Source organism: Mesorhizobium sp. WSM4816, assembly GCF_055811535.1.
Genome location: NZ_JBVVQR010000030.1, coordinates 39,326 through 61,400, shown reverse-complemented (window position 1 = coordinate 61,400; position 22,075 = coordinate 39,326). Strand labels below are relative to the sequence as shown.

At 62.5% G+C, this 22,075-nt stretch carries 18 protein-coding genes; 8 read left to right on the top strand and 10 right to left on the bottom strand.

What is annotated here, in order from left to right; genetic code table 11:
* Positions 1 to 25 precede the first annotated feature (25 nt).
* Both AC0L3H_RS25165 and AC0L3H_RS25160 read right to left on the bottom strand, forming a co-directional pair.
* The gene (locus AC0L3H_RS25165; protein WP_473587250.1) at positions 26 to 2,611 is read right to left on the bottom strand and encodes a GcvT family protein; all 2,586 of its coding nucleotides are present in this window, start codon (positions 2,609 to 2,611) and stop codon (positions 26 to 28) included.
* A 178-nt stretch (positions 2,612 to 2,789) separates the two neighbouring features.
* Entirely contained in the window at positions 2,790 to 4,367 is a 1,578-nt protein-coding gene (locus AC0L3H_RS25160; protein ID WP_473587249.1) for a trimethylamine methyltransferase family protein, read from the bottom strand.
* Between the two features lie 228 nt (positions 4,368 to 4,595).
* Between AC0L3H_RS25160 and AC0L3H_RS25155 the strand changes: the two genes are divergently transcribed.
* The gene (locus AC0L3H_RS25155; RefSeq protein WP_473587248.1) at positions 4,596 to 6,464 is read left to right on the top strand and encodes a phospholipase D-like domain-containing protein; all 1,869 of its coding nucleotides are present in this window, start codon (positions 4,596 to 4,598) and stop codon (positions 6,462 to 6,464) included.
* A gap of 124 nt (positions 6,465 to 6,588) precedes the next feature.
* Positions 6,589 to 7,749 carry an MFS transporter gene (locus AC0L3H_RS25150; protein WP_473491347.1) on the top strand — a complete coding sequence of 387 codons (1,161 nt, stop codon included), beginning with the start codon at positions 6,589 to 6,591 and terminating at the stop codon, positions 7,747 to 7,749.
* 89 nt (positions 7,750 to 7,838) lie between these two features.
* On the opposite strand, the gene AC0L3H_RS25145 is transcribed toward AC0L3H_RS25150, so the two are convergent.
* Positions 7,839 to 8,210, bottom strand: coding sequence for a hypothetical protein (locus tag AC0L3H_RS25145; RefSeq protein WP_473587247.1), 372 nt, complete (start codon positions 8,208 to 8,210; stop codon positions 7,839 to 7,841).
* Positions 8,211 to 8,535: 325 nt separating this feature from the next.
* Here AC0L3H_RS25145 and AC0L3H_RS25140 point away from each other — a divergent pair, with 325 nt between their 5' ends.
* The 3 genes from AC0L3H_RS25140 (at position 8,536) to AC0L3H_RS25130 (ending at position 12,227) form a co-directional block, all read left to right on the top strand.
* Positions 8,536 to 10,605 carry a prolyl oligopeptidase family serine peptidase gene (locus AC0L3H_RS25140; protein ID WP_473587246.1) on the top strand — a complete coding sequence of 690 codons (2,070 nt, stop codon included), beginning with the start codon at positions 8,536 to 8,538 and terminating at the stop codon, positions 10,603 to 10,605.
* A gap of 44 nt (positions 10,606 to 10,649) precedes the next feature.
* Positions 10,650 to 10,772 (top strand): capsid protein, encoded by a 123-nt coding sequence (locus tag AC0L3H_RS25135; RefSeq protein WP_091599613.1) that lies wholly within the window; start codon positions 10,650 to 10,652, stop codon positions 10,770 to 10,772.
* A 69-nt stretch (positions 10,773 to 10,841) separates the two neighbouring features.
* Positions 10,842 to 12,227, top strand: coding sequence for an aspartate aminotransferase family protein (locus AC0L3H_RS25130; protein ID WP_473587245.1), 1,386 nt, complete (start codon positions 10,842 to 10,844; stop codon positions 12,225 to 12,227).
* Positions 12,228 to 12,330: 103 nt separating this feature from the next.
* On the opposite strand, the gene AC0L3H_RS25125 is transcribed toward AC0L3H_RS25130, so the two are convergent.
* The 4 genes from AC0L3H_RS25125 to AC0L3H_RS25110 form a co-directional block, all read right to left on the bottom strand.
* On the bottom strand, positions 12,331 to 14,355 hold the full coding sequence (locus AC0L3H_RS25125; RefSeq protein ID WP_473587261.1) for an ABC transporter ATP-binding protein/permease: 2,025 nt from the start codon (positions 14,353 to 14,355) through the stop codon (positions 12,331 to 12,333).
* Positions 14,356 to 14,869: 514 nt separating this feature from the next.
* A complete protein-coding gene (gene mmsB, locus AC0L3H_RS25120) occupies positions 14,870 to 15,754 on the bottom strand; it encodes a 3-hydroxyisobutyrate dehydrogenase (RefSeq protein ID WP_473587244.1) in 885 nt (294 codons plus the stop codon).
* Positions 15,755 to 15,826: 72 nt separating this feature from the next.
* Complete coding sequence (locus AC0L3H_RS25115) at positions 15,827 to 16,195, bottom strand: four helix bundle protein (RefSeq protein ID WP_473587243.1); 369 nt, start codon at positions 16,193 to 16,195, stop codon at positions 15,827 to 15,829.
* Positions 16,196 to 16,246: 51 nt separating this feature from the next.
* On the bottom strand, positions 16,247 to 17,413 hold the full coding sequence (locus tag AC0L3H_RS25110) for an isobutyryl-CoA dehydrogenase (RefSeq protein ID WP_473587242.1): 1,167 nt from the start codon (positions 17,411 to 17,413) through the stop codon (positions 16,247 to 16,249).
* Positions 17,414 to 17,564: 151 nt separating this feature from the next.
* Here AC0L3H_RS25110 and AC0L3H_RS25105 point away from each other — a divergent pair, with 151 nt between their 5' ends.
* Together AC0L3H_RS25105 and AC0L3H_RS25100 are read left to right on the top strand one after the other, a co-directional pair.
* The gene (locus AC0L3H_RS25105; RefSeq protein ID WP_473587241.1) at positions 17,565 to 18,179 is read left to right on the top strand and encodes a dimethylsulfonioproprionate lyase family protein; all 615 of its coding nucleotides are present in this window, start codon (positions 17,565 to 17,567) and stop codon (positions 18,177 to 18,179) included.
* The gene (locus AC0L3H_RS25100) at positions 18,179 to 19,651 is read left to right on the top strand and encodes a cobyric acid synthase (protein ID WP_473587240.1); all 1,473 of its coding nucleotides are present in this window, start codon (positions 18,179 to 18,181) and stop codon (positions 19,649 to 19,651) included. Before AC0L3H_RS25105 ends, AC0L3H_RS25100 begins: the two co-directional genes overlap by 1 nt.
* Here the strand turns inward: AC0L3H_RS25100 and AC0L3H_RS25095 are convergent.
* The 3 genes from AC0L3H_RS25095 to AC0L3H_RS25085 form a co-directional block, all read right to left on the bottom strand.
* Entirely contained in the window at positions 19,648 to 20,070 is a 423-nt protein-coding gene (locus AC0L3H_RS25095) for a VOC family protein (RefSeq protein WP_473515885.1), read from the bottom strand. The two genes, AC0L3H_RS25100 and AC0L3H_RS25095, sit on opposite strands and share 4 nt — an antisense overlap.
* An 85-nt stretch (positions 20,071 to 20,155) precedes the next feature.
* Positions 20,156 to 20,989, bottom strand: coding sequence for a helix-turn-helix domain-containing protein (locus AC0L3H_RS25090; protein WP_473587239.1), 834 nt, complete (start codon positions 20,987 to 20,989; stop codon positions 20,156 to 20,158).
* Positions 20,990 to 21,089: 100 nt separating this feature from the next.
* Positions 21,090 to 21,260 carry a hypothetical protein gene (locus tag AC0L3H_RS25085; RefSeq protein ID WP_473587238.1) on the bottom strand — a complete coding sequence of 57 codons (171 nt, stop codon included), beginning with the start codon at positions 21,258 to 21,260 and terminating at the stop codon, positions 21,090 to 21,092.
* Between the two features lie 369 nt (positions 21,261 to 21,629).
* Here AC0L3H_RS25085 and AC0L3H_RS25080 point away from each other — a divergent pair, with 369 nt between their 5' ends.
* Positions 21,630 to 22,061, top strand: a complete 432-nt coding sequence (locus AC0L3H_RS25080; RefSeq protein ID WP_473587237.1) for a TerB family tellurite resistance protein — start codon at positions 21,630 to 21,632, stop codon at positions 22,059 to 22,061.
* Positions 22,062 to 22,075 lie beyond the last annotated feature (14 nt).

Here is a 22,075-nt window from a genome sequence, read left to right as displayed (position 1 = left end):
GGGCGGGCCTTTGGGTCCAATGCTTTCAGGCCCGCATCTTCTCGCCGCTCGGGTCGAAAGGCGGCTCGACATTGATGCGGGCTGGTCGTCGGCTTCCGAGGATCTCGATCTCGAACAGTCCGGCGCTCTCGTCCGCGGCCAAGGCCGCCGGCACATAGCCTTGCGCCATCGATTTCTTGATATAATGGGCATAGCCGCCGGAGGTGACCCAGCCGACGACGCGCCAGTCGCCGTCGACGATGCCGCGCACGGCCGAAGCGCCTTTCGCGGCGCTCGAGCCGCGCACTTCCTTGCCGTCCGTATCGAAACGCGCCGCACCATAGCCGTGCGGCTTTTCCACCGTGCCGTAGTCCTTGCCGCCGACCTTGGCCCAGATTGGTTCGTCGCCCATGACGTCGGCGTCTGCGGCATCGACGATGAAGGAGACACGGCGCAGTTTTGGCCCTTCTGCCTGCTCCCTGGCTGCCGCGTCGCGTCCGATGAAGTCGTTCTTCTCCAGCTTGACGAAGCGGTCCATCGCCCCCTCGAACGGCCCGTAGATCGGGCGCAGTTCGCGGAACCAGGTCGGAAAATTCTTTTCCAGGCGCATCGAGAGCAGGGCGCGCATGCCGAAATCGACCAGGCCAAACTCTTCGCCGGCATCCTTGATCGCCTTGTAGACGAGACGCTGGTAGGCCGGCGCCATCCAGATCTCGTAGCCGAGGTCACCGGTATAGGTGATGCGATTGACCATGCAGGGCGCGCCGCCGACCGCCATCTCGCGAAAGTCCATGAAGCGGAAGGCCTTGGTCGAGATGTCGGCGTCAACCAGTTTCTGCAGCAAGTCGCGTGATTTCGGCCCGGCGATCGACAAGCCGACCAGCGTCTGGTCAAAGCGGTGAATGCGGACCTGTGACGCCCCTGGACCATCCTTCGGCAGGTGCTTCTCGAACCAGCGCATGTGATACTTCTGCGCCGCCGACGAGCTCCAGATCATGAAGCGCTCTTCGCCCGCCTTGGCGATGGTGAAATCGCCGATCAGCCTGCCGAACTCGTTCAGCATCGGGGTCAGCACAATGCGGCCGGTCTTCGGCATGCGGTTGGTCATCAGCCGGTTGAGGAAATCTTCCGATCCCGGCCCGGAGACTTCGTATTTGGCGAAGTTGGCGATCTCGGTGACGCCGACCTTCTCGCGGGTGGCGCGCACTTCCTCGCCGATCGGCCCGAAATCGTTGGAGCGATGGAACGAAACGATGTCCTTCGGCTCGGTGCCTTTCGGGGCGAACCAGAGCGGGGTTTCGAGGCCCCAGCTGTCGCCCATGACGGCGTTGTTGGCCAGCATCGTGTCGTAAAGCGGGGTGGTCTGGGCCGGGCGTGCCGCCGGCAGTTCCTCGTTGGGAAAGCGGATGGAAAAACGGCGCGAATAATTTTCGCGGACCTTGGCATTGGTGTAGCGCAGCGTCGCCCATTCGCCGAAGCGCGCGACGTCCATGCCCCAGACGTCGAAGCCGGGATCGCCATGGACCATCCAGTTCGACAATGCCAACCCGACGCCGCCGCCTTGTGAGAAACCGGCCATGACGGCGCAGGCGCACCAGAAATTGGTCAGGCCCTGCACCGGGCCGACCAGCGGATTGCCGTCGAGCGCGAAGGTGAAGGGACCGTTGATGATCTGCTTTATGCCGGCCTTCTCGATGCCGGGAAAATGCTTGAAGCCGATTTCCAGCGACGGCGCGATGCGGTCGATGTCGGGCTGCAGCAATTCATGGCCGAAATCCCACGGCGTGTTGACCGGAGACCACGGCTTGCAGGCTTTTTCATAGGTGCCGAGCAGGATGCCGTTGCGTTCCTGGCGGGTGTAGATCTCGCCCTTGAAGTCCATAACGCCGATCATCTCGCGGCCGGTCGACTTGTTGAATTCCTCGACCTCCGGCATCGGCTCGGTCAACAGGTACATATGCTCCATGGCCAGCAGCGGCAGCTCGACGCCGACCATGCGGCCGATCTCGCGCGCCCACAGGCCGCCGCAGTTGACGACATGCTCGGCCTTGACCGTGCCTTGCTCGGTAACGACGTTCCAGGTGCCGTCGACCTCCTGCATCAGCTCGACGACGCGGTTGCGCAGCACGATTTCGGCGCCGAGCTTCCTGGCCGCCTTGGCGTAGGCGTGGGTGGTGCCGGAAGGATCGAGATGGCCCTCGACCGGATCCCACATGGCGCCGACGAAATTGGTCTCGTCCATCAGTGGGAACATCGCCTTGGCCTCTGACGGCGTGATCAGCTCGGTGTCCATGCCGAGATAGCGGCCTTTGGCGTGAGCAAGGCGCAGGAAGTCCATGCGCTCCGGCGTGTCGGCCATCATCACGCCGCCGGTCAGGTGCAGCGAGCAGGACTGGCCGGAAAGCTCTTCGATCTCCCTGTAAAGCTGCACCGTATAGGCCTGCAGCTTGGCGACATTGGGATCGCCATTGAGCGTATGGAAGCCGCCCGCCGCATGCCAGGACGAACCGGAGGTGAGCTCCGAACGCTCGATCAGCATGATGTCGGTCCAGCCGGCCTTGGCCAGATGATAAAGCACCGAGCAGCCGACGACACCGCCACCGATGACAACCGCTTTTGCATGAGATTTCATGAAGATAGTTCCGTTTTTGAAGAGATTGAATCGAGTGGGCGGGGCGTGAAAGCAAAGCGAGGAAGGGCGCTGGCTGGAATAATCTCACGCCCTTCCTCTACCCCGTCGATCGGGGGAGAGGTGTCGAGCGGAGCTCGACGGAGTGGGAGTCGCCTGTTCATCAAATCAATGCAGATGATCAAAAATCAGTCGGCGCGCCGCCTTCGGACCGACGTTTGTCGACGAAGGCGTCGAGTTCCTCGCGGATAGCCGGGTCCATGTAGGGCTCTTCATAGGAGGCCAGCCGCTCCTTCCATACCCGATTGGCTTTTTCGATAGCTGTCGGCGATCCGGCTTCCGCCCAGGTCTCGAAATTGCGCCAGTCGGAGATGATAGGCGAATAGAATGCGGTCTTGTAGCGGTCCTGAGTATGTTGGGTGCCGAAGAAATGGCCGCCCGGACCTACGGACTGGATGGCGTCGAAGCCGAGGGCCTCCTCGGAGAGGTCGAGCGGGGTCAGGAACTCCGCCACCATCTGCAGCAGATCGATGTCCAGGATGGTCTTCTCGTAGGAGCAGCGCAGGCCACCTTCCAGCCAGCCGGCCGCATGCATCATCAGATTGCCGCCGCCCTGTATGGCGCCCCACAGGGAGAACACGCTTTCATAGGCGGCCTGTGCGTCGACCGTGTTGGCGGCGCAGGTGTTGGAGGTGCGGTAGGGGATGTTGTAGCGGCGGGCGAGCTGGCCGCCGACCAATTGCGCCTTCATGTATTCCGGCGTGCCGAAGGCCGGCGCGCCGGACTTCATGTCGACGTTGGAGGTGAAGCCGCCATAGCCGACGGGCGCGCCCTTGCGCACCATCTGGGCGAAGGCAATGCCGGACAGTGCCTCGGCATTCTGCTGCACCAGCGCACCGGCGATGGTCACCGGCGCCATGGCGCCCGACAGGGTGAACGGCGTCACGATGACGACCTGGCCCTTGCTCGACATCTGGATTATGCCTTCCATCATCGGCACGTCGAGCTTGAGCGGCGAATTGGTGTTGATGATGGTGAACACCGACGGCTGTTCGAGAAGCTGTTCGTCGCTGATGCCGCGCGCGATCCTGGTGATCTCGATGCCGTCGACATTGCGCTCCTTGCCGAGCGAATAGATGTGGAACACCTTGTCGGTGAGCACGCTCAGATCGCGGATGCATTCGAGGTGGCGGACGGACGGATGGATATCGATCGGCTCGACCGGATAGCCGCCCGTGCAGTTCAAGATGTTATGCACCTGCGCAAGCTTGAGGAAGTTGCGGTAGTCCTGCTGGTTGCCCGGCCGGCGGCCGCGGTCGATGTCGGAACAATTGGGCGCCGACGCCATCATCGAGATGATCAGGTTGTCGCCGCCGAAGCGGACATTGTGCGCCGGATTGCGGGCATGGATGGTGAATTCCGACGGGCAGTGCGAAACCAGCTCGAGGATCATGTCGCTGTCGAAGCGCACCCGCTCGCTGCCTTCGCGGACATCCGCGCCATGCGCCTTCATGATGCGCCTTGCCTCGTCGTGAAGCACGTCGACGCCGATTTCCCTGAGAACGCGCAGCGAGGCGAGGTGAATCGATTCCAGCTCGTCGTCGGAGACCAGCCTGGTCGGCGTCAGCGGGATTTTCAGCTGACGGAAAGGCGGCTGCTCGAACGCCGCCGCTGCGCCGGCGCGCTTGCCCGCGCGGCCGCCGCGACGGGCGCGGTCGTTTGCCAATGCCGGTTCGGCGGGATGAAGGGCGGCGGTCATGATAGTCCTCGTACGCTGCGACGGTGCGGCGGCATAATGGACCGACCGCCGTCCCGCCATTGCGGAGGCGGCGACCACTAGGACGAGGGAAGCGACATGGACGTTCGCCAGCCGGACGCACCAAGGCGAATCCAGATCTGTGCCCGAACTGTGAAACATGTCACGTTGCGATCACGTCATATTGAGTAAGTACATTTAATACAAACCGTCTTGAGGGAGACTATTTCCGTGTCGGATGTTATCAGCGTGCGTGCAGCGACCAACAACGAAGTCGCTTTCATTGCCTGGGATATTGACGGAATGATGGACGGCTGTCTCGGCTTCGAGATCGTCCGCATCTATCCCGGGACCGGCGAGGAACGCTGTCTGGCGTCTTGGGTGCCTTTCCGGGGGCAACGCAACAAGGACTGGATTCCGCAGGATACCGGCGTCTGGCCGGTGCAGAAGACATTCTGGCGCGATCTTACGGTGCGGCGGCGCCGCGACAGCGTCGAAATCAGGCCGGATGGCGAATTGGTCGCCTACCGGGTGCGTCCAGTCGGCGACATGCGGCCCGGCCTCGATCCGGTGCCGGTGCGGCCCGAGAAAGCCTATACCGGAGCGGCTCGGCCGCTCGGCTATCTCGGACAAGGCGCCGTCAGCCCGACCATCTTCCTGGGATCGATGTTCGGCAAGGCGCGGCTCGCCTTCACCAACGGCGTGCTCTCGACGCAATGGCTGTCGCGAGCGCTGGAAGACGCCGGCATCAAGGTCGGGCAGCGCGACAAGATCAGGGCCGAGCTTCAGCGTCCCGGCAGCAAGATCCGCGCCTATCTTCACGGCGAGGTTCCGGATGTGCTCACCAGCCTGATGAAACGGGCCAAGGCCGAGGGCGGCACTGTCAGACTTGCCCTCTACGAGCTTGGCGATGACGAGTTGTGCGACGCGATCATCGACGCCAAGAACGTCGTCGACGTCATTCTGTCGAATTCGGGCAGGGATGAACAAACCAAGGCCTGGGACGCGGGCAACGCGCCGTTCAGAAAGCGGCTGCGCGACGCCGGCGTCGTGCTGACCGATCGTCTGTTCAACAACAACCATATCGGCCATAACAAGTTTGCCGTCTATCGCGACGCCCAGGGCAATCCGCAAGCGGTCATGACCGGCAGCACCAATTGGACGTCGACGGGCATTTGCGGACAGTCCAACAACGCCTTCATCCGCGACGACCCTGCCATGGCCGAAGTGTTCGATGCCTATTGGGAACGGATGAAGGCCGACGTGTTCCCGCCGCCGGCGAGCGATAGCGCCGCCGGACGTGTGGCGCAGAAGCAAGGCAGGCCGTTTCGCCTGAAGAATCGCACACCGAACCATGTCGATGGGACAACCATCTGGTTCTCGCCAAACGATCCCGACCGCAGCAAAAAGGACATCTCGGTGCGGCCTGTCGATCTCGAAGATGTTTTCGCACGGATCAAGGCGGCGAAGCAGGCGGTGCTCTTTCTCGTGTTCAATCCGTCGCGGCTTGGCAACAATTCGGTCATCGATCAGGCGGTCGCGGCGGCGACGGCGAATCCAAAGCTGATCGTGCAGGGCGCAATCAGCGATCACACCGCCATGCCCAACTATGTTGCTCCGACCCGGGATCCAGTCACCAACAAATCGAACAAGGACGGCAAATCGCCATTCGTCTTTCCGGAGAAGGTCTGGGAGGCGCCGAACGTCTCCATCGTCAGGGCGGCCAACCTGACGGAGGCCTCCGTTGCGCGGGATTTCCAGGCGGAAGTGCTGACCGTCGGCCATGCGATCGTGCACGACAAGATCGTGATCATCGATCCGATGGCCGATAATGCGACCGTCATCGCCGGCAGCCACAACCTTGGCTACAAGGCGTCCTATGAAAACGACGAGAACATGGTGATCGTCGAAGGCGACAAGACGTTCGCTGCGGCCTTTGCGGTGCATATGCTCGACGTGTTCGACCACTACAAGTTCCGCGCCTGGCGCAGAACGATTGGAGACGGACCGTCGGACAATGACGGGCTCTCCATCGACGACAAGTGGCTGAAGCCTTACGCGGAGGGCAGGAAGGGGGCGATTGCCCGGTATTTTCCGTAGTGGCCTGAATGGCGTCGCGGATTCCTTAACAAGGCATGCTCTGGCTGGCGCAAGCGGTTCCTGCCGCCGGTGCTTCCCGGCACGCCGCCGAAACGCTAATCGTGCAGGTTTCGTGGTGCGGATCATGGACCGGGCGGAACAGAACAGCGACCAGACAATGCAGTGGGCGGCGATCACCGGCGTGATCGCCACCGTTTCGGTGTTCGCCATCGCGCAAGGGCTGAGCTACCCGCTGCTGAGCTTCATCCTGCAGCGCCAGGGCGTCTCGCCGGCCATGATCGGCCTGTCGGCGGCAATGACGCCGGTCGGCTTTATCGTCTCGTCGCCGCTTATCCCGGCGCTGGCGCGCCGGTTCGGGGCAGGGCGCACGGCGCTGACCTGCGCGGCCCTTTCCGCGATCATGCTGGCGCTGATCGGCTGGACGCAAAATGTCTATCTCTGGTTTCCACTGCGCTTCCTGATCGGCGTGGTGACCAATCCGCTCTATGTGCTGAGCGAGATCTGGGTGATCGCGCTGGCGCCTCCGGCGCGCCGCGGTCGCGTGATGGGCATCTATTCTACAGTCATTTCGGCAGGTTTCGCGGCCGGCCCGCTGTGCCTGCTTGCGGTCGGCACCGAAGGATGGCCGCCGTTTCTCGTCGGCATCGCCGCATTCGTCTTTTGCGGCGCCTGCCTGGCGCTGGTGCTGGGACGGCTGCCAAAGGTCGATGAAGCCGGGCACCAGGTTTCGGTGATGGGGTTCATGCCGATGGCATGGCTGCTGCTGTCGGCGGTGGTGGTGGCCGCCGGTTTCGAACAGGGGGTGCTGGCACTGCTGCCGGTCTACGGAGCGCATTATGGCATCGCGGAGGCGCGCATGTCGGCGCTGCTGTCTGTCATGATCGCCGGCAACATCGCCATGCAGGTGCCGCTCGGCCTGCTGGCGGAACGGCTGACGGCGCGTCTGGTGCGATTTATCTGTGTATCGCTAACGGTGCTTGGATGCGTGCTGTTGCCGGTTCTCATCGAGACGCCGCTGATCTGGCCGTGCGTGTTTGTCTGGGGTGCGGTTTCCTACGGCATCTACACGATGTCGATCATCGAGCTTGGCGAGCGGTTCACCGGCTCGGCACTGGTCGCCGGCAACGCCGCCTTCTCGCTAATGTGGGGCGTCGGCGGCATCGCCGTGCCGCCGCTGGCGGGCGGCGCCATGGATATTCTCGGTGCGGACGGCCTGCCGATCACGCTTGGCGCCATTTGTCTGGCGTTGGCGGTCACAACCGTATTGCGGGGGCGAGCGGTCTAAAGCGCGTCGCGTCTGATGCGACGCGCTTTAGGTTGTTGTTTTTGCATGTCGTTATCGCAAAACCGCTGCACACTTTTGCGCGACATGCATTAATACAATTGCGGGGTGCCTTCATTTCCTTGCCATCTGGAAATCGCCCATAAATCACACTCGGCATGGTGTTCAGAGGGATGCATCCTGCGTAGAAGGTCTCGAATTTCAACGGCACGATCAAAATCGGGTATCAATCCAACATCGGACAGTTCCGTGTTCGCAAACACGTCAGGAAATCCTCCGCAGTTGGACAAAGCGCTTATGGAGACGTCTTGATCCAACAGGTCGTAGCCCAGGAAGGTAAATCCGTTCCAGTCGAGTGAACGCACGTCAACCGACGGTCTTCGGATCACATTGAGGACATTCAAATCGCCCGGATCGGCCAACTCCGAAAGGAGGAAGTCCAGGTCCACAAAGAAATCGAGCATGTAGTCCTCGTTAACAATATGGGGCCAGTAACTGTCTTTACCTGTCCCAGCGCGACCGGCCCGAGCATTCCATCGAGTGAGACGACCTCGCTTAATTGGGTGAGGCCGGACCAGTTTATGTACATGGTCCACGCAGTGCCGCTGAAAGGACCGAACTTCTCTTTGGCAATGTACAGATGTTGCATGGATTCCCTCGTGGCCTGCGGGCGGCAGGCGGCCCCACCTTAGGAGGCCAACAGCGCAATGGCTCCTTTTGCGTTCCAAGTTGAATACCGATAGTGGCAAGACGACGTTGCCGAGCCTTGACGAATTTATCGGAGACCACATGACCAGTTCGAACACAAAGGCGCGTCCCAATTCGGCGACTGAGGATCCCTTTCTCTGGCTGGAGGACAGAACGGGCAAGGAAACGCTCGACTGGGTTCACCGTCAGAACGAGATCACGGTCGCCGAGTTGCAGGGCGATCCATCCTACCAGACCTGCTTCCAAACCGCACTGGACCTGATGACGGCCGAAGACAACATTGCCGTCGGGTCTGCGCTCAACGGCCACGTCTATAATTTCTGGCAGGACAAGACCAACGTGCTCGGCCTCTGGCGGCGCACTCCGGTCGCTTCCTACAAGACCGAGAAGCCGGAATGGGAGACGATCATCGACTTCGACAGTCTGTCAGCCAAGGAGGGTGTGAAATGGGTGTTCAGCGGCGCCAGCCGGCTTTACCCCGATTTCAGCCGCTGCCTGCTCAGCCTGTCGCCGGATGGTGGCGACGCCAGCGAAATGCGCGAATTCGACATTGACAGCAAGTCCTTTGTCGAGGGCGGCTTTCGTGCTCCTGCCTCGAAGTCGGGCTTCAACTGGCTGGACAAGGACACGGTCATCGTCTCGGCTGCCTTCGAAGAGGACGAAAAAACCCAGTCCGGTTATCCGCGCGTGGTCAAGCTTTGGCAGCGCGGCACCAGGCTGGAGGATGCGACGCCGATTTTTGAGGCGCAGAAGCAGGATCTCGCCGCCGGCGGTTCCCTCGAATTCGACGGCGACAAGCGTCATCTGTTGCTGACCCGGACGCTCGATTTCTTTGCCTCGCACAGTTTTCTGCGTCTGCCCTCCGGTGAAAACAGGCGCATCCCGTTGCCGGACGACGTGACCGACGCGGTGCTGTTCAGGGATCAGTTCGTCTTTGGAGTGCGCAGCCCGTGGACGGCGCCGGACGGCACGCTGTGCAAACCTGATGGCCTCTATTCGCTGGACTTCGCGCGCTGGATCGAGACCAATGCGCTCGGACCTGTCGAGACCGTGCTCGAGCCGGCGGATCGTGTCTCGATTGCCGGCATTGCCCGCACGCGGGACCGGTTGTTCATCAATCTGATGGACAATGTGCGCGGCAAGGTCGTCGCCTGCGATCGCAGCGGCAGCGGCTGGTCGCTGCAGCCAGTGGCGCTGCCCGACAACGGCAGTGTCGGCATCAGCCACGCCGAGCGTTTCGGCTCCAGCGTGTCCTTCTCCTTCACCGACTTCCTGACGCCGAGCTCGATCATCTGGTCGGACGACAATGCAGCGATGCTGACAACCGTGAAATCGCAGCCGGCGCGTTTCGATGCGTCGTCGCTGGTCTCGGAACAGTTCGAGGCACGCTCGAAGGACGGCACCAAAATCCCTTATTTCGTCGTCAGGCGGCGCGACCAGGACGGGCCGGTGCCGACGCTGCTTTACGGCTATGGCGGCTTCGAAGTGCCGCTGCTGCCCGGCTATGCCGGCGTGCGCGGCCGGCTGTGGCTGGAAAAGGGCAATGCCTATGCGCAGGCCAATATCCGCGGCGGCGGCGAGTTCGGTCCGAACTGGCATCAGGCCGCGCTCAAGGCCAATCGCCAGAACGCCTTCGACGATTTCGCCGCGGTCGCGCAAGACCTGGTGAAACGCGGCATCGCCACGCCGGCGACGCTCGGCATCCAGGGCGGCTCGAATGGCGGCTTGCTGACCGGCGTTTCGCTGACCCAGCATCCCGAGCTTTTCGGTGCGGTGATCATCGACGTGCCGCTGCTCGACATGCTGCGCTACACCGAGCTGCCGCCCGGCGCATCCTGGATGGCCGAGTATGGCGATCCGGCGAAGCCGGAAGAGGCCGCGTCGCTGGCGGCTTACTCGCCTTATCAGCATGTCGAGCCCGATGCCGCCTATCCGCCGGTGCTGCTGACGACATCGACCGCCGACGACCGCGTCCATCCCGGCCATGCGCGCAAGATGGCGGCGCGGCTGCAGGCTGCCGGCCACGCGAAGACGCTGTTTTTCGAGGAGACCGAGGGCGGCCATGGCGGGCGCGGCGATCGCCGGCCGCAAGCGGCACAGGCGGCGATGAAGTATGTCTTCCTGCAACGGGCGCTGACCGGAACGGCTTGACGGAACGGCTTGAACTGATCGCATCAGACCGCCTAAGATGCTGCATGGCTTGGATGAAGGCATCATGCGCGTTTGGGGTGGCGGTGACGCCGTCGCCGCGCACGCTTCGCGCCGAGCTTTTGCGGCTTTGCGCCCGCATCGGCTATTCGCCGCCCGCCTTCCTCTGACGAATCCGCCCCCGCTGCAATTGCCGGATTGTCTGCAATTGCCGGATTGGTTCAAGAGGAAGATCAGACATGACCTATCAGAATTATTCGCTGAAGCAGCTTCAGCAGATCGATGCTGCGCATCACCTTCATCCGTTTACCGACCACAAGGAGATGCGCGAGGCCGGCTCACGCATCATCACCCACGCCAACGGGCCGTTCATCTACGATTCCGAAGGCACGGAAATCCTCGACGGCATGGCTGGGCTGTGGTGCGTCAACATCGGTTATGGCCGCGATGAGCTGGCCGACGCCGCTTACGCCCAGATGAAGGAACTGCCCTACTACAATTCCTTCTTCAAATGCTCGACCCCGACACCGGTGCTGCTGGCCAAAAAGCTGGCGGAACTGGCGCCGAAGCATGTCAACCAGGTGTTCTTCGGCTCGTCCGGTTCGGAGGCCAACGACACGGCGCTGCGCCTCGTGCGCCACTATTGGGCATTGGAAGGCAAGCCGGAGAAGAACCGCATCATCTCGCGCAAGAGCGCCTATCACGGCTCGACCATCGCCGGCACGTCGCTGGGCGGCATGGAGCCGATGCACAAGCAGCTCAACGGCGCGGTTCCCAACATCGTCCATGTGATGATGCCTTATGCCTATGAGCTGGCTCTGCCCGGCGAAAGCGACCATGATTTCGGCCTGCGCGCGGCCAAGGCCGTCGAGGATGCCATCCTCGAAGCCGGCGCCGACAAGGTCGCCGCCTTCATTGGCGAGCCGGTGATGGGAGCAGGCGGCGTGAAGATACCGCCGATGAGCTATTGGCCGGAAGTGCAGCGCATCTGCCGCAAATACGATATCCTGTTGATGCTCGACGAGGTCATCACCGGCTATGGCCGCACCGGCGAGTGGTTCGCAGCTCAGACATTCGAAATCGAGCCCGATACCATCACCACCGCCAAGGCGCTGACCTCCGGTTATCAGCCGCTGTCGGCGCTGCTGGTCGGTGACCGCATCGCCGCGACGCTGGTCGAGAAGGGCGGCGAGTTCAATCACGGCTATACCTATGCCGGCCACCCCGTGGCCTGCGCCGTGGCGCTGAAGAACCTCGAGATCATCGAGCGGGAAGGTTTGGTCGATCGGGTCAAGAACGACACCGGACCCTATTTCGCCAAGGCGCTGCAGGAGCACGTCGGCGGTCACGATCTGGTCGGCGAGGTGCGCTCGATCGGCCTGATGGGGGCGATCGAGATCGTCAGCGACAAGGCGACCAAGGCGCGCTTCCTGCCCGCCGGGAGCGCGGCCGTGACCGTCCGAGACCACGCAGTTGCCCAGGGCATGATGCTGCGCGCCACCGGCGATACGATGATCCTGTCGCCGCCGCTGATCTGGACGCGCGAGACGATCGACATGGCCTGCGGCCGCATCGCCAAGGCGCTTGATCTGGCGCAGGCCGATTTTGCGCAAGCAATAAGGTAGAAGGATCGCCGGGCGTCCTGCGGCCGGACGCCCGGCGTTTGAATGCCGGATTCTGCCAGCCGGAGGAGCCGCTCACCAAGAACCGAGGCCCGATCGGCGGATTTCACTTTTTTGTCTCGGGCAGCGCCGCTTTGCTCAAGGTCGTGCTGCGCTTAGGTACGGCGCGCCGCCGCCGCATAAATCGCTCAAGCAAGTTCCGTCTTCTCTTGCGCTGGACAAGATCGATATCGCTGACAAGCTTTGCGCCGCCCTCGCGCCGCTCCAATGTGATCTTGCGGCTATGAAAGGCTTCCAGCTCGGCGCGATGCGCCACGCTTATGATGGTGACCTTCGGCAATTCGTGAACGATCATCTCCATCATCTTGTCCTGGCTCTTTTCATCGAGTGCTGACGTTGCTTCATCCAGCACGATGATATCGGGGCTGTGCAGCAGAAGACGCGCGAAGGCGAGCCGCTGCTTTTCGCCACCCGAGAGGGTCTGGTCCCATGGCGCGTCGTCCTCGATCTTGTCATTCAGATAATCGAGCCCGACCTTGTCGAGGGCAGCCTTGATCTCGTCCAGCGTCCAGCGATCGGCGGCGCCTGGATAGGCGACTGCACGGCGAAGCGTCCCGGTGGGGACATAAGGCCGTTGCGGCAACATGAACAGCCGTCTGTCGGCGTGGATGTTGACGCTGCCGCCGCCCCACGGCCACAGACCTGCGACGGCCCGCACCAGCGTACTCTTGCCTGAGCCGGATTCGCCGGCGACGAGCACCCGCTCGCCTGATTCGATCACGACCTTGGTTTCCTTGACCACGGCGGTGCCGTCGTCGAGCGACACGGACAGATTGTTCAGGCTGAGCATCGCATCGCCTGCAGCTTCGCCGCGCTTTATGCGTCCGAGCGTGTTGCTCTGTTCCGCGCGCTCGAGCCCGTCGAGCGACATCATCAGCGAGGCGATGCGCCGTGCACAGGCGTTCCAATTGGCGAGACGGGGGTAGTTGTCGACCAGCCATCCGAACGCGCCCTGCACGATGGCAAAGGCAGAGGCAGCCTGCATGACCTGGCCAAGTGTCATGCCGCCTTCGAGAAACTTTGGAGCGCAAAGCAAAACCGGCACGACAGGCGCAAACAGACTCGCCCCCTGCGATACCAGCGCTGTGCGCATGTGCTGACCTGTAAGGAGCGCCCATTGCCTGAGCACATAGGCGAACGTCTTGTCTATGCCGCTACGCTCTTCCTCCTCGCCGCCGAGCAATGCGATACTCTCGCCGTTTTCCCGCACGCGCGTCAGCGTGTAGCGGAATTCGGCTTCCGCCTGATTTTTTTCCTCGGAGAGGTGGACGAAATGGCGGCCAATGACCGCCATCGAGGTGGATGTGATCGCCGCATAGAGCACCGCGGTGATGACGAGAAAGCCGGGAATGGTCACCGTCGATCCTGCGATCGTCAGGGTCAGGGCGCCGCCGATCGTCCAGAGCACCACGATGAAGGTCGAGGCCGCCAGAAACGCGTTGATGACACCGGCGATGAAGTCGACCGGGGATTCGGTGGCAATCCGCAAATCCTCCGTGACGCGTGCTTCAGGGTTCTGGTGGTCGCCGCCGACGAGGTTCAACTGAAAGTAGCGGCCGCTTGCAAGCCACCGCGCGATGACCGCGTTGGTGAGCCAGGAACGCCAGCGGCGCTGCATCGTCATGCGAAGGAAGACCTGTGCAACGACAAGGCTTCCGCTTCCGAGCACGAGCGGCACGAAAACGGCGCTCAGGACATAGACGGTGCGCGCATTGCGTTGCTCAAGGGCATCGAAAATTGCGCGATTCCAGACATTGATCCCATACTGGAAGCCGACATTGATGACGATCAGGAGCAATAACCCGATCGTGTACGGCCAAGCCCGCCTATCGCCTCCGCGGCCCCAGTAACCGCGCGCGCTGATCCAGAAACGCCTCAGCAAGTATCTCTTGCGCGCCTGCTCGGCCTCCTCAGGGGTCAGCTCCGGATCGGGTTCGACGAACTCCAGCGGCGGCGGGGCCGCGCCGACGATCTCAGACGCGGCTTCGACAGTCGATTGCTTCTCCTGGCGCGACTTCTCGGCATCGCGCGATTTGGAGACCGATTTCGGCTTGGATTTAGCCCCGGACATACCGGCGATAACGGCTTGGAAATCAGAAGGTTTCAATGATGTCCGCTCAAGCCGCTTGATCTCCACGTCAGCGCGGATGCGGTCGGCTTCGACCATCTGTGGGTCGACGTCGGTCAGGACCGCCGCCACCAGGCCGACGACCGTCTGGAGACGCGCCAGGGCGATCGCCTCACTGTCGTTGAAGAATGCGAAATGCAAAAACCGCGCTCCATCGGGAACGCGGCTTTGCCAGATACGCATGGCGCTTCGCTGACTGAACACTTGGCGAAACTTACGGGCTCCGGGACGCGAGACCTGATCCGGAGCGCCGGGCGGTTGCGATAGGCCGCCTCGCACTCCGTTCTACAGGGACATCGTTACCGGGTGGTTATCGATAGTTTAAGCAAATCTAAATTTCCGCGTTTCTTGCCGGAAACCGAAAGCCGGTCGAGTTCGAGGCTGAAAGCGCGTCGCGTCTGCTGCGCACGCTTTGCGCACCCTTGGGGGTTAAGCCCAAGCTTTTGGGCGACATGCATTACGCCGGGGTGCCGCGCAGGAATTTTATGATGCCGGAGAAGTCGGCAGCGGCATGCCCCTGGGCGTTGAACAGCGCATAAAGCTGGGCGGCCTCGGCGCCCAGCGGCGTCACCGCACCGGCGCTTTGCGCGGCTTCCTGCGACAGTTTCAGGTCTTTCAGCATCAGTGCCGCGGCAAACCCCGGCCTGTAGCCATTGTTGGCCGGCGATGTCGGCACCGGACCAGGGACCGGGCAGTAGGTGGTCAGCGACCAGCACTGGCCCGACGAGTTCGAGGCGACGTCGAACAGCGCCTGGTGCGACAGGCCGAGCTTTTCCGCCAGAACGAAGGCTTCGGCGACGCCGATCATCGAAATGCCCAAGATCATGTTGTTGCAGATCTTTGCCGCCTGTCCGGCGCCGTCATCGCCGCAATGGACGATGCGGCCGGCCATCGGCTTGAGGGTTGGTTCGGCCTTGGCAAAAGCTTCCTTCGCGCCGCCGGCCATGAAGGTCAGCGTGCCGGCGGCGGCGCCGCCGGTGCCGCCGGAAACCGGCGCGTCGATCGACAGCAGCTTGTGTCTGGCGGCAATGGCGTGGGCTTTTCGTGCCGATTCGACGTCGATGGTCGACGAATCGATGAACAGCGCGCCTTTCTTCGCTTTTGGCACGATGTCTTCATAGACCGACAGAACGTGTTTGCCGGCCGGCAGCATGGTGATGACCACATCGGCCTCCTTCACCGCGGCAACGGCATTGGCCATGGCGACGACGCCATGCTCCTTGGCGTTGGCGAGATTTTCCGAGATCAGGTCGAAGCCGTGAACGGCATATCCAGCCTTGACGAGATTGGCTGCCATCGGATTGCCCATATTGCCGAGGCCGATGAAGGCGATGGTGGTCATGATGGCACTCCGTGGTTTGGGTAAGGCAGTTGTAGGCAGGCAGTAGGCAGTAGGCAGTAGGCAGTAGGCGGCCTATTCGGGCGCGAGTTTGCTAATAAGTTGGCGAAGCATTTTTCCGATGCCCTCGGTCGCTAGCAGCACCTGATAAGCTTGATCATGCGTAGCTAGGCCAATGCGTTCAGCGATCTGCAGGTGCGTCTCGAACTCCTTCAACGACCCTTGGGCTATCCGGAGGAATTGCTGATAAGAGCCCCTGTTGTCTCGGCCATAACCTTCCGCGATGTTTGCAGGGATAGAGGTTGCCGAGCGGCGGATTTGGCTGGTCAACCCATACAATTCCTCTTTTGGCCATGGTTTGGTCAAGGCGTAGGTGGTGACGGCCAGATCCATCGCCTGCTGCCATACGATGAGATCCTTGTACGAATTGATCTTGCCGGTCATCTTGCTGCCTATTGCCTATTGCCTATTGCCTACTGCCTACTGCCTACTGCCTTACCGACCGATGAGGGCGCGTGCGATGATGACGCGCATGATCTCGTTGGTGCCTTCGAGAATCTGGTGAACGCGCAAATCCCGCACCAGCTTCTCGATGCCGTAATCGTGCAGATAGCCATAGCCGCCATGCAGTTGCAGCGCGTCGTTGGCAACGTTGAAGCCGACGTCGGTGACGAAGCGCTTCGCCATCGCCGACCATTTCGAGGCGTCCGGGGCCTTGCGGTCGAGCTTCGAGGCAGCGGCGTAAAGGAATATCCGTGCTGCCTGCAACTCGGTCTCCATGTCGGCCAGCTTGAATTGCAGCGCCTGGAACTGGTTGATCTTGGCTCCGAAGGCCTTGCGATCGGCGGTGTAGGACAGCGCCTTGTCGAGCGCCGATTGCGCCCCGCCCAGCGAACAGGCGGCGATGTTGAGCCGGCCGCCGTCGAGCCCGGCCATGGCGATGCCGAAGCCGGCGCCTTCGTCCGAGAGCAGGTTTTCAACCGGCACCTTGCAGTCCTCGAAGACGACCTGGCGGGTCGACTGCATGTGCCAGCCCATCTTGTGCTCGTTGGCGCCGAAAGACAGGCCGGGCGCATCTTTCGGCACGACGAAGGTCGAAATGCCCTTCGGACCGTCGGCGCCGGTGCGCGCCATGACGATGTAAAGGTCGCTGTCGCCGGCGCCCGAAATGAACTGCTTGACGCCGTTCAGCACATAGTCGCCGCCGCTCCTCACCGCACGCGTCTTCAGCGCCGCAGCATCCGATCCCGAACCCGGCTCGGTCAGGCAATAGCTCGCCAGCCATTCCATCGAGGTCAGCTTCGGCAGGAAGTGCTGGCGCTGCTCGTCGCTGCCGAAGCGGTCGATCATCGAAGCCACCATATTGTGGATCGAGATGAAGGAGGAGAAGGCCGGATCGGCGCGCGAAAGCGCCTCGAAGATCAGCACCGCGTCGAGCCGGCCGAGCGCTGAGCCGCCGACATCGTCACCGACATAGATGCCGCCAAGCCCGAGCGGGCCAGTCTCGCGGATCACGTCCGCCGGAAAATGCTTGTTGCGGTCCCAGTCGAGCGCGTTCGGCGCAACGCGATCGGCAGCGAAGGCCTCGGCCATTTGCTGGATGGCGCGCTGGTCCTCGTTGAGTTCGAACTGGCTGGTGCCCGCATCAACAGCGGCGTCCATGGCGTGCTCCGTAATGTCTTCGGCCTCCTGGCCTGTCGTTTTTGGCTTTGCGCGCGGTTCAATCTAGACCAATGATGCCGCCGCGCAAGCCGACTAGCTCCATCCAACGATCTGGGGGCGGCTGTGTGATAATGCGTGTCTGGGGCAAGGCGTGACGACAAATTTCGATGAGCTGCTTGAACGGTTCCACGCCACGCTCGAAACATTCGATGATGCGCTGGTGCGCGATGCGGTGGCCCGGATCGGCTGGGCCATGCCGGCGCGTCCGCTCGAGCCGCGTCCGCTTGCCTGCCTGCGCGAGCTCGACCGCATCGTCGAGCTTGCTCCGGCCAACGCCCAGCCGTTGGCGCGGCTGCTTGCGGAGCGTCGCGGCGAGCTGCGCTGGGGGCAGACCTACAGCGAGGCGGATCTCGGCAAGACATTCATCGACAAGTACGGCTGGCTGGAGGTCTTCGGCATGCGCGGCCATTTCGTCAACGACGAGGTCGCGGCCGGCTTGCTGATCCTCGGACCTGAAATCGTCTATCCCGACCACCATCATGTCGCCGAGGAGATCTACATTCCGCTGACCGGCGGCACCGAATGGCGCATGGACGAAGACGACTTTCGCAGGCGAGAGGCGGGTGAGGTGATCCACCATGCCTCTGATGTCAGCCATGCCATGCGCACCGGCAAGGAGCCTCTGCTGGCGCTCTACATCTGGCGCGGCGGACCACTGGCCGCGAAATCCACGATCACCGGCAGCGTTTCACAGGGCAGGAATTAATGGCGGCCAAGGCGATCATGCTGCAGGGCACAGGCTCCGATGTCGGGAAGACGGTGCTGGTCGCGGGCCTCTGCCGCGTGGCGAAAAAGCGGGGGCTGAAGGTGCGGCCGTTCAAGCCGCAGAACATGTCGAACAACGCCGCCGTCGCCAATATACCGGGTGACAGACGCGGCGGCGAGATCGGCCGCGCCCAATGGCTGCAGGCGATCGCCTGTGGCGTTGCGCCCACGGTCCATATGAACCCGGTGCTGCTCAAGCCGCAGACCGATATCGGCGCCCAAGTGGTGGTGCAGGGCAAGGTGTTCGGCGAGGCGCGGGCGCGCGACTACCAGGCGCTGAAAGCCCGGCTGATGGATGCCGTGCTCGAATCCTGGGCCAAGGTCGCCGAGGGTGCCGACCTCGTCATCGTCGAAGGCGCCGGCTCGCCGGCCGAGATCAATCTCAGGAGCCGCGACATCGCCAATATGGGCTTTGCGACGCGCGCCAACGTGCCGGTGATCCTGGTCGGCGACATCGACCGCGGCGGCGTCATCGCCTCGGTCGCCGGCACCCATCTGATCCTGCCGGAAGAGGACCGGCGCATGATCGTCGGCTACCTCATCAACAAGTTCCGCGGCGATGTCTCGCTGTTCGATGACGGCATCAAGGCGATCGAGAGCTTCACCGCCTGGCGCTGTTTTGGCATCGTGCCGTGGCTGAAGGCGGCGGCGCGGCTGCCCTCGGAAGATTCGGTTGTGCTCGAACGCCTGGCGTCCGGCGAGAAGCGCGCGCTGAAGGTGGCCGTGCCGATGCTTTCGCGCATCGCTAATTTCGACGACCTCGACCCGCTCAAGGCCGAGCCGCAGGTCGAGGTCGTCTTCGTGCCGCCCGGCCAGCATTTGCCGGCCGACGCTGGGCTGGTGATCATTCCCGGCTCGAAGTCGACGATCGGCGATCTGCTAAGATTCCGCGAGAATGGCTGGGACCGCGACCTTGTCGCCCACCGCAAGCGCGGCGGCCACGTCGTCGGCATCTGCGGCGGCTTCCAGATGCTCGGCCGTGTCGTGCGCGATCCCGACGGCATCGAGGGCAGCGCCACCGAGACCGAGGGGCTCGGCCTGCTCGACATCGAAACGGTGATGCAACCGGAAAAGACGGTGCGCAATGTCAGCGCGCGCTCGGTCCAGTTCGACCTGCCGCTCGAGGGCTACGAGATCCATCTCGGCCGCACCACCGGTCCCGACACGCTGCGGCCGTCCGCCGTCATCAACGGCGCCGATGACGGCGCCGTCTCCGCCGACGGCAAGGTGTCGGGGACCTATCTGCACGGGCTGTTTTCCGCCGACGCTTTTCGGGCGAAATTCCTGGAAAATCTCGGCGTCAAAGGCGGCGGCATCGATTATCGCGCCGAGGTCGAACGGGCATTGGACGAGGTCGCAGCCGAACTGGAAACCCACCTCGACTGCGACGCCATCTTTGGTCTGGCGCGTTAGCTGGCGGGCTCACCGGCCTTTGGCCAATAAGTGCCGAACGACCAGACATTGCCTTCCGGATCGCGGCAGATGAATTCGCGGCTGCCATAGTCGCGGTCGGTGAGCTCTTCCAGTATTTCGGCGCCGGCCTTCTTGGCTCTGGCATAAGCGGCATCGGCATCGTCGACGGCAACATAGATCGATCTGCCGCCACCGGGGCCCGGTGCGCCGACCATCTGGCCAAACTTGTCGTCGCGTGCGGTGCCCAGCATGATCATCGAGGAGCCGAAAGTCAGTTCGGCGTGTTGGACGATGTCGCCTTCGCCGTAGCGGGCATGAACGGCAAAGCCGAAGGCTTCACCCAGCCAGTCGATCATTTTCGCGGCATTGCGGTAGCGCAAGGTCGGATAGAGCCTGGGCGGTTCGACTGACATGGTCATGACGATCTCCTTCAATTGGATTTGGACGATAATCCAGTCTGGGCGAAGGCTTTTCCCACGTCTTGAAGAAATGTTACCTGCGCCTCTATGCCTGGGCGGCCAGCGCCGTCGGCGTTTCGCCGGCAAGGTCGCGGAATTCGCGCACCAGATGCGCCTGGTCGGCGTAGCCGCAATCGGCGGCGATATCAGCCCAATCGGATTTGCCCTGCCTTGACAGGCCGAGCGCCCGGTTGAAGCGGACGATGCGCGACAGCGTCTTGGGGCCGACGCCGATCGCGTTGGAGAATTTTCCCGCGAGATGCTTGCGGCTCCAGCCCAGCCTGTCGGCGAGCGATGCGACGCGAATGCGGCCACCCGAGACGATGATCCGGTCATAGGCCCAGGCGATTTCGGCCTGCATTTCGCGGGCGTCGGTCAGCCGCGCGGCGACGAACGTCTCGACAATGGCAAAACGTGCGCTCCAGCCGTGCGCATTGCCAAGTCTTTCGCGCAGCGCGATGCCTTCGATCCCGAGCACATCGTCGAGGCCGACCATGCGGTCGGTCAGTTCGCTCATCGCAAGGCCGAAGAAGCGTCGGGCGCCGAGCGGGGTGAAATTGATCTGGATGCAGCAGGCGCCGCCGCGGGATTCGATCACCACCGGACCGGCATAGAGGCCGGCGGCGAAACTGGCGAAGCGGTCGTTGTCGCCCGGCTCCTTGCCGAGTCCGATGGCGAAGGGTTCGGCAAAGCTGATGACCAGCGGCACGGTCAGCGATGCGTATTCGACGTTGCGGAAACGGCCGGGCATGGTTTCGCGGTAGCCGCAGATGTCAGTGACTGAACCCTGGAGCCAAGGGCCAGGCGCACGCCGAACCATCTCGAACCGGTCGAGGCCAGGACTGTGCTGGTTGCTGCCGTCTTCGCTCTGGGCAGACATGAGCTTTCCTCCGCCCGCGGATGGTAGCAGACCAACCCTCAGAATCAAAAGTGCCCGGCTTGTGGCCGGGCGCTCCGAGTTGCCTGAGAGATCTGAGGGCCTAAGCGCCGCGAACCAGGCAGCCGTCGGCAAGCACGACATAAGCGATGAGGACGATCCACACCGCGGCCAGGGGAATGAACGCAAAAACGCCGAGAGCGGCGAGAAGACCGATGATGGCGATAACAAGGGATATGATGAAAATAAGCTGCGTAGGCGCACTGAGATTCATGTGTGGCTCCTCCGACATGATTCGTACAACCGCATCCTATCAGGCGCCCCGTTCACCACCAATCAGCGTGCGCAGCGGCGGAGACCACCAATTATCGATCTTGGCGCCGCCCCTCATCGCCCTGCCGGGCACTTCTCCCCGTATAGGGACGGGGAGAAGAGGGCGGTGGCGACCTCGGTGAACATTCTGCAACGCTGGTGATTGGCGAAACCCTCGATGGGAGCGCCCCTCTCCCCGTCCCTATACAGTCCCTATACAGGGAGAGGATGCCGGCAGGCAGGAGCGATTGCTCTGTCGAACCACAGCCGACCATTTGCGCAAGGCCGATTCCGCGCTACCTATTTGCAACGAATCGGAAAGGGGTCGCTGATGGCATTCGCATTGCTGGAGCAGATACGCTCGATCTTCGACGGCGATCCCGGCGTGCGCAAGGTCGCGGACGATCCGGTGCTGTCGGCGGAACTGCTGATGCTGTTTCGCATGATTTTGGCCGACGGCACGGTCAACGAGAGTGAAATGGCCGCCTTCAGGCGCATCTGCCGGGAAGCCTTCGGCATTCCGGAAGCCAGCATCGACAGCGTCATCGAATATCTCAACGAGTTAGGCTACGAGACCAACGGCTCGCAAGCCATCGCGCAGTTCCGTGACCTCGACGTCGAGAGGCGCAGCCTGCTTGCCCGCCATATGGCCGAGATCGCCAAGGCCGATTCGCAACTTGCCGGGACAGAGATGCAGCTCTTGCGCCGCACCCTCGATTTGCTCGACATCAGCCCCGCCGATGTGGTGAAGGCCGAAGAGTAAGCCTCTCCCGACGG